Origin of the sequence: Saccharomonospora saliphila YIM 90502 (genome assembly GCF_000383795.1) — a bacterium.
GTDB classification, from domain to species: Bacteria; Actinomycetota; Actinomycetes; order Mycobacteriales; family Pseudonocardiaceae; genus Saccharomonospora; species Saccharomonospora saliphila.
In genome coordinates, this window is sequence record NZ_KB912640.1 from 412,250 (window position 1) to 418,506 (window position 6,257).

7 protein-coding genes and 1 pseudogene are annotated in these 6,257 nt (G+C 67.1%); 4 read left to right on the forward strand and 4 right to left on the reverse strand.

Annotation, left to right across the window (positions count from 1 at the left end; translation table 11 throughout):
• Window positions 1-259: 259 nt before the first annotated feature.
• Window positions 260-694, reverse strand: a complete 435-nt coding sequence (locus SACSA_RS0107055; RefSeq protein WP_019814573.1) for a MarR family winged helix-turn-helix transcriptional regulator — start codon at window positions 692-694, stop codon at window positions 260-262.
• 161 nt (window positions 695-855) lie between these two features.
• Between SACSA_RS0107055 and SACSA_RS0107060 the strand changes: the two genes are divergently transcribed.
• The 3 genes from SACSA_RS0107060 to SACSA_RS24505 all read left to right on the forward strand — a co-directional run bounded on the left by SACSA_RS0107060 (window position 856) and on the right by SACSA_RS24505 (window position 2,816).
• Complete coding sequence (locus tag SACSA_RS0107060) at window positions 856-1,353, forward strand: hypothetical protein (protein ID WP_019814575.1); 498 nt, start codon at window positions 856-858, stop codon at window positions 1,351-1,353.
• The gene (locus tag SACSA_RS24500) at window positions 1,350-1,922 is read left to right on the forward strand and encodes a DUF3558 family protein (protein WP_083940177.1); all 573 of its coding nucleotides are present in this window, start codon (window positions 1,350-1,352) and stop codon (window positions 1,920-1,922) included. Before SACSA_RS0107060 ends, SACSA_RS24500 begins: the two co-directional genes overlap by 4 nt.
• Before the next feature lie 357 nt (window positions 1,923-2,279).
• Window positions 2,280-2,816: a DUF3558 domain-containing protein gene (locus SACSA_RS24505; RefSeq protein WP_232212875.1), complete on the forward strand. Its 537-nt coding sequence runs from the start codon at window positions 2,280-2,282 to the stop codon at window positions 2,814-2,816.
• Here the strand turns inward: SACSA_RS24505 and SACSA_RS0107065 are convergent.
• Window positions 2,777-3,577 (reverse strand): isocitrate lyase/PEP mutase family protein, encoded by an 801-nt coding sequence (locus SACSA_RS0107065; protein WP_019814577.1) that lies wholly within the window; start codon window positions 3,575-3,577, stop codon window positions 2,777-2,779. The two genes, SACSA_RS24505 and SACSA_RS0107065, sit on opposite strands and share 40 nt — an antisense overlap.
• Before the next feature lie 89 nt (window positions 3,578-3,666).
• Window positions 3,667-5,136 carry an NCS2 family permease gene (locus tag SACSA_RS0107070; protein WP_019814579.1) on the reverse strand — a complete coding sequence of 490 codons (1,470 nt, stop codon included), beginning with the start codon at window positions 5,134-5,136 and terminating at the stop codon, window positions 3,667-3,669.
• 46 nt (window positions 5,137-5,182) lie between these two features.
• Here SACSA_RS0107070 and SACSA_RS24510 point away from each other — a divergent pair, with 46 nt between their 5' ends.
• A complete protein-coding gene (locus tag SACSA_RS24510; RefSeq protein WP_232212859.1) occupies window positions 5,183-5,455 on the forward strand; it encodes a DUF2530 domain-containing protein in 273 nt (90 codons plus the stop codon).
• Window positions 5,456-5,490: 35 nt separating this feature from the next.
• Here SACSA_RS24510 and SACSA_RS25860 read toward each other — a convergent pair.
• Window positions 5,491-6,257: pseudogene (locus tag SACSA_RS25860) on the reverse strand (sacsin N-terminal ATP-binding-like domain-containing protein); the annotation flags it as partial.

The following is a 6,257-nucleotide window of genomic DNA, read 5'->3' on the forward strand; positions in this document are numbered from 1 at the left end:
CGCCCTCAGCAGCCGGGGCCGCAGCAGCCGGGGCCGCACGCTCGGGATTCTCCGGGTCGGCCTCCTCGGCATCGGCGGAGGTGGTCCCGAAGGAGGCGGCGCCGGTGGCCCGGGGTCCGGCGACCGCGTGCCGGGTGGCCGGTGGCGTTACGGGTGGGTCGGTGGAGGGCCTGTGGATAGCGGGGTGTCGTCGGGTTCTCCGTTGATCGCTATCCGTGGTACTCACGCCGTGTTGTCGCCTCCCGTGACGGCAGGGACGTCAGCCGTTGCCCGCCATCCTGTCGATGATCTCCGCGGCGCGGGAGAGCACCTCGCGCTCCTCGCCGCTCAGTTCCGCCAGTCGTTCGTCGAGCCAAGCCTCGCGTCGTGAGATCGTGGCCCGGACGTAGTCCCGTCCGGTGTCGGTCAGGGCCACGATCGCCTGCCTGCCGTCGGTGGGGTGCGGGCTGCGCTCGACGTAGGAGATCTCCTCCAACGCGGCGATCACCCGCGTCATCGACGGCGGCTGCACGCCCTCCTTCGCCGCCAGCCTCCCCGGTGTCATGGCCCCGCATTTGTGCAGCGTGGACAAAGCCGAGATCTGGGTCAGCGACAGGTCGTGGCTCGCCCGCTGTGCCCGCAACCTGCGGTTCAGGCGAACGACGGCGAGCCGCAGCCGACTCGCCAGCGAACGCTGCTCAGCAGATTCCGACACATGGTTAGCATACCTCACGATCACCTCACGGAAACCACATCGGGAGCGCGGTCACACCGCCGGACCGCGCAGAACGCCCGTAAGGCACCGCCGTCGAGCGCTACACTCCGAGCCCGAACGGTCCTGCACGGTAGCGGCACAGCCAGGGAGGGGACCCACCGGTGGCCGAACTCAGAGACATGGACATGTCGGAGATCACCTCCGACTCCGACTCATCCGGATTCCTCGAGGGAATCACGCCTTGGCAAACGGCTACGGCGGCCATGAACGAGGAAGCCCTTGCCTCGGCGAAAGCCTCGGCAGGCCAACTCATCGAATCCGCCAAGAACGACGGTTTCCGCGTCACGAAGGAATCGGCGGATGAACTCATCGGCGCGCTGAAGCGATGCCTGGAAAAAATCGAATCCTACGAAGCCAACATACGCAGCTTCGACTACAGACCGTCGTTCGGAAACCATGAATACGGACAGCGAATCGCAGACTACACCTATCAGTCGGCCAATGGAGAAGGTTCAGTAAAGAAAGCACTCCACTCCTTCAAGGCGATCCTCGCGACGAGCGTTGAGGCTCTCCAGCGAGCGTCCGACCAGTACATCGAGATCGAGGAAGAAGCAGCAAGCACCCTTCAGGGGTCGAGCTTCACCCGAGGACCGCAATGACCCTTACGAGTTCAAAGCCAGCTCTGATCATTCTATTGACGACTTTCCTCGCAGCAGCTTGTACGAACAATACTGGCGGAACACCTAACCATGAGACGAGCTCATCTACCGGCCAAGCGAGCGGAATCTCAGATGTTCCAGCAACCAAAAATCTAAGTGAATCAATTCGACCGTGTGAACTCCTCGCTCCGTCCGACCTGACGGCGTACGGATCGCTCACACGAGACGAGTCCTACACCGGAAGCGCGGATCGCTCCTGCGCCTGGAGGAGACCCGTTAACGATGAGAACCTGCACGGATTGACGATCGCCGTTGACATACGTGACCAGCAAAATGTAGAATCGATGAAGGAAATGGATCGGGAGATCACGTTCACCAACGTCAATGGCCGCACTGCTGCGCTCTCTCCTGATCCCACGGTTGCCTACTGCACAGTCGCGCTCGGTATAGACACCACTTCCCGCCTCGACGTCGGCATTACGGGACCCACAGACCAAGAAAAAAATTGTGAGATCGCCGAGGCGGTTGCCTATATCGTGGAGCCTCGGTTGCCGGACGTCCCGTCCTGAGCGCGAGCTGCCGCGCGAGCACCATCGCCATGTCACGTGCGGTGGCGGGAGCGGTGCGAACACGTGTGTCCCGCTGGGCCGTTCCGGCGCCTATCCAGCGCGCGCAAATCCGCTACCGCATACAGGTACGGCCGTCCACACGCAGACGGCAAACGGCGAAGTCTCTGCCCGTAGGGCCCTGGAATCGCTCGAGAAAATCTTCAAGATGAGCATAGAAGCACTTCAACATGCTTCGGATCAATACAACGACACGGAGCTGGATGCACTCGAGTCCCTACGTCGGAGCACTCAAACAGGCGGCGACCGATGAAGAACGCCCTTAAGTCCGTTCGCATCCCGTCCGTGTTCGTCTCCGCTATGCTCGTGTTCACCGTGGCCGCATGTACTGACACGACGAGCGGCAGCGCCGATCCGAGGGTCAGCGTCCCGGGCGACCCTTCTGCGAGTTCTGCACGGAACGGTGGCGAGGAACGATCGGCCGTGGCTTCCATCGAACCGTGTGCGCTTCTGAGTGTGGACGACCTGACCGACTACGAGTCAATGAAGAACGGTCGACCCTACCAAGGGAGCGGTTCCCGTTCTTGCGCCTGGAAGAAAGAGATAACGCCAGATTCACTGGATAGCCTCGGAATCTCACTCGACGTGCGCGACACACAAACGGTGCGATCACTGAAGGACATGGGCAACGGGGTGCGCACAGGAACCGTCAACGGGCGTGCGTCCGCTATCGCCCGAAATCCGGATACGGGGGACTGCACACTCGCCATGAAACTCGGCGAAAGTTCCCGCTTCGACGTTGGTATAACCGGACCGACCGACCCGAAAGAAAGCTGCCGGGTCGCCCAGGAGGTCGCCTACATCGTCGAGCCCAGGTTGCCCGATGTTCCGTCCTGAGCGACGAGCGAGGAGTTGTCCGACGTCCCGTCGCGAGGCGCCAGCGACCGCGCGAGGTCCAGGGCCGTGTCGCGGGCGGTGGCCAGCGCCGTGCGGAACAGGTGCGAGCCCGTGCTGATCCGGTTGACGCCCCACCGCGCCAGCTCCGTCACCGAATACAGGTGCGGCCGGTGGAGGACGTTCAGCGGCACATCGAGGGACCGGACCAGCGCCGCGATGTCACCGGCCCCCAGCTCCCCCGGAACGAAGATCCCGTCCGCTCCCGCCGCCCGGTACTGCCCGGCCCGCGCGAGTGTCGGGCCGAGGTCGGCGTCCACGCCGATCCAGTAGGTGTCCACGCGGGCGTTGACGAACAGCCCCGGCACGCGCCGCTTCACGGCCGCGATCAACTCCGTCTGCTCGGCCGGGTCGGCAAGGCGGTCGTGTTCGCGACTGTCCTCCAGGTTGATGCCCACCACCCCGAGCGCGAACAGGTCGGCGGCCAGCTCCGCCACCTCGGCCGGGTCGGCGCTGAAGCCGCTTTCGATGTCGACCGTGAGCAGGCACGGCAACGGCGCGAGCAGCTCCGCCAGTCGCACGACGTGCTCGCGCGTGCGACCGTGCCCGTCCGGCAGGCCGTGTGCCGCCGCGACACCGAAACTGGTGGTACCGATCGCGCGGAAACCGGCCTCGACCAGGAGCGTGGCCGAGGCGTGGTCCCAGGCGTTGGGCAACAGCAGTGGAGTGTCGCCGTGGTGCAGTGCGTGAAAAGGCGTGTTCATGGACAGCACCGTACGAGCGGAACAGTTCGGTTGGCGCCGAAGCACCGACCGGGCGACGCCGCCGCTGTCCTCGCCTCGCGTCGACGCCGTCAGCCGAGCACGTTCTGGATCGGGCCGATCGCGAAGTACACGACGAACGCCAGCGCCACGATCCACATCAGGGGATGCACCCTGCGGGCCCGCCCGGTGGCAGCCTGGATGAGCACGTAGCTGACGAACCCGGCGCCGATGCCGTTGGCGATCGAGTAGGTGAACGGCATCACCACGATCGTCAAGAACGCGGGCAGCGCCACCGAGAAGTCGCGAAAGTCGATCTCGGTGATCTGCCGGATCATCAGCGCGCCCACGACCACCAGCGCGGGTGCGGCGGCCTCGATCGGCACCACCTCGTACAGCGGCGTGAAGAACATCGCGGCCAGAAACAGCAGGCCGGTCACCACGTTCGCCAGGCCGGTGCGCGCGCCCTCCGCGATCCCGGAGGCCGACTCGACGAACACGGTGTTGGAGCTCGCCGAGGCCGCACCGCCGGAGACCGCGCCGAGCGAATCCACGAACAGCGTCTTGCCGACGTTGGGCAGGTTGCCGTCGGCGTCCGCGAGGTTCGCCTCCCGGCCGAGACCGGTCATCGTGCCGATCGTGTCGAAGAAGTCGGTGAGCACCAGGGTGAACACCAGCAACGCGGCGGTGATCGCGGGCACCTGCACCCAGGCGTCGAACGAGACCTGTCCCACCAGGGACAGATCCGGGATTCCGACGACGTCGTCGGGCAGCGCCGGATATCCGAGGTTCCAACCCTTCGGGTCCTCGCCGCCGGAGGGACCGACCCCGGCGATCGCCTCGACCACGATCGAGAGCACCGTGCCCGCGAGCACGCCGATCAGGATGGCGCCCTTGACGTTCTTCGCCACCAGCACCGCCATGATGATCAGGCCGACGACGAACACGGCCGTGGGCCAGGACGCGATGGAGCCCTCGATGCCGAGCTGCACGGGCACGGTGGTGTCGGCGACGTCGGGAACCCGCCGGACGAACCCGGAGTCGACCAGGCCGATGAGGCTGATGAACAACCCGATGCCCACCGCGATGCCCGCTTTGAGCTGCTGCGGCACGGCGTTGAAGACCATCGTGCGCACGCCGGTGAGCACGAGGATGAGCACCACGATTCCGTTGACCAGCACCAGGCCCATCGCCGCGGGCCAGGTCATCTGCGGTGCGATGGTCACGGCCACGAGCGCGTTGATCCCCAGCCCCGCCGCCAGGGCGAACGGGTAGTTCGCCACGATCCCCATGAGGATGGTCATCAGCCCGGCCACGAGCGCGGTCACGGCGGCCACCTGCGGCACGGGCAGGATCGCGCCGGTCGCGTCGGTGGCCGCGCCCGGGTCGTCCGGGGAGAAGCTGCCCAGGATGAGCGGGTTCAGCACGATGATGTAGGCCATCGTGACGAACGTGACCAACCCGCCGCGCACCTCACGGCCGGGCGTGGAGCCACGCTCGCTGATCCGGAAGAACCGGTCCAACCGCGAGGTCGGCTCGCTTCCCGCGGTGATGTCTGACATCGCTCACCTGCCTTGCGTCGGTACCGGCAGCGGTAGCCTTTCTGACGTGGACGAACCGAGCAACTCGCCCGACGACCCAGGACGGCTTCGTCCTACCCCGGAACTGCCGAGATCGGTGGTCAGCCCCTGGACTCCCGTGATCGGTGGCACAGTGCTGTGGCTGTGCGCGTTCGTGGTTCTGTTGCTCGTGGGTGCCCGGGGTGTCTGGCTGTGGACGACCCTCGCGGGTGCGGGTGTCGGGCTGCTCGGCATGAGCATCATGCTCTGGCAGCGCGCCGCCGCCCGCAGAGGGTCGCGTTTTGGCCAACGGAACGTTTAACACACCCGTCGAACCGGCCGACGCGCGGGAGGGCGTCAGCCGAGCAGTGTCCGAGGATCGGGATCGTCCAGCAACGCGGTCACCAGCGCCCGCTCGTCCCACCGGCCCGCCGCCCACGCGAACGCGCGCGCGAGCCCGTCGGGCGTGTCGTCGGCGTGCGGCGTCGCGGGATCGTCCCGCTCGACCCACCACCGCACCGGCACACCGCCCACGGACAGTTCGGTGTGGACCACCACTCCGCCGTCGGGCAGCGGCAGCCCGAGCAGGTCGGCGACTTCGACGATCGCCGCCAGGCCGGACCAGGTGACGAACTCGCCGTCGCCGTCCACGCCGTCCGTGGTCTCCTCGCTCGCGAGCGCCAGGTCCAGCACATCGGCCAGCGCGAGTGCGTCGTCGTGTCCGCGCGCGGCGACGAGCCGGTGCGGGGGCCACACCGCGAGCAGCCACGGGCCGTCGAGCACCACCGCGTCCTCGGCGTCGACCACGCTCCCGTCGAGCGCCCGGACCCGCTCCGGCGGGTCCACCTCGGCCGGCGGCACGGCCGCCAGCGCGGTGTGCGCGTGCAGCACCGGCCCGGGCGCGACCGCCCGCTCGGAGTCGGACAGCCGCTCGCACAGCTGCGCGACATCGGCGGCGGTGGACAGATCGAGCTCCGCCCGCACGCCGACGACGGCGAGCAGGTCCTCTCCGAGGCCGACGTCGGGCACCGGGTCGAACAGGCCCGCGAGGGACACGGCCGAGCGGAGCCGCCAGTGCCTCGGCGCGTGCCCCGCGAGCAGGGCATTGCGGGCCAGCCAGGCCC

What these genes read in the sequence shown, in the direction of transcription:
- SACSA_RS24500 (WP_083940177.1), top strand. Translation starts at nt 1,350, where the DNA reads ATGACCCTTACGAGTTCAAAGCCAGCTCTGATCATTCTATTGACGACT.
- SACSA_RS24505 (WP_232212875.1), top strand. Translation starts at nt 2,280, where the DNA reads ATGCTCGTGTTCACCGTGGCCGCATGTACTGACACGACGAGCGGCAGC.
- SACSA_RS0107065 (WP_019814577.1), bottom strand. Translation starts at nt 3,577, where the DNA reads ATGAACACGCCTTTTCACGCACTGCACCACGGCGACACTCCACTGCTG.
- SACSA_RS0107070 (WP_019814579.1), bottom strand. Translation starts at nt 5,136, where the DNA reads ATGTCAGACATCACCGCGGGAAGCGAGCCGACCTCGCGGTTGGACCGG.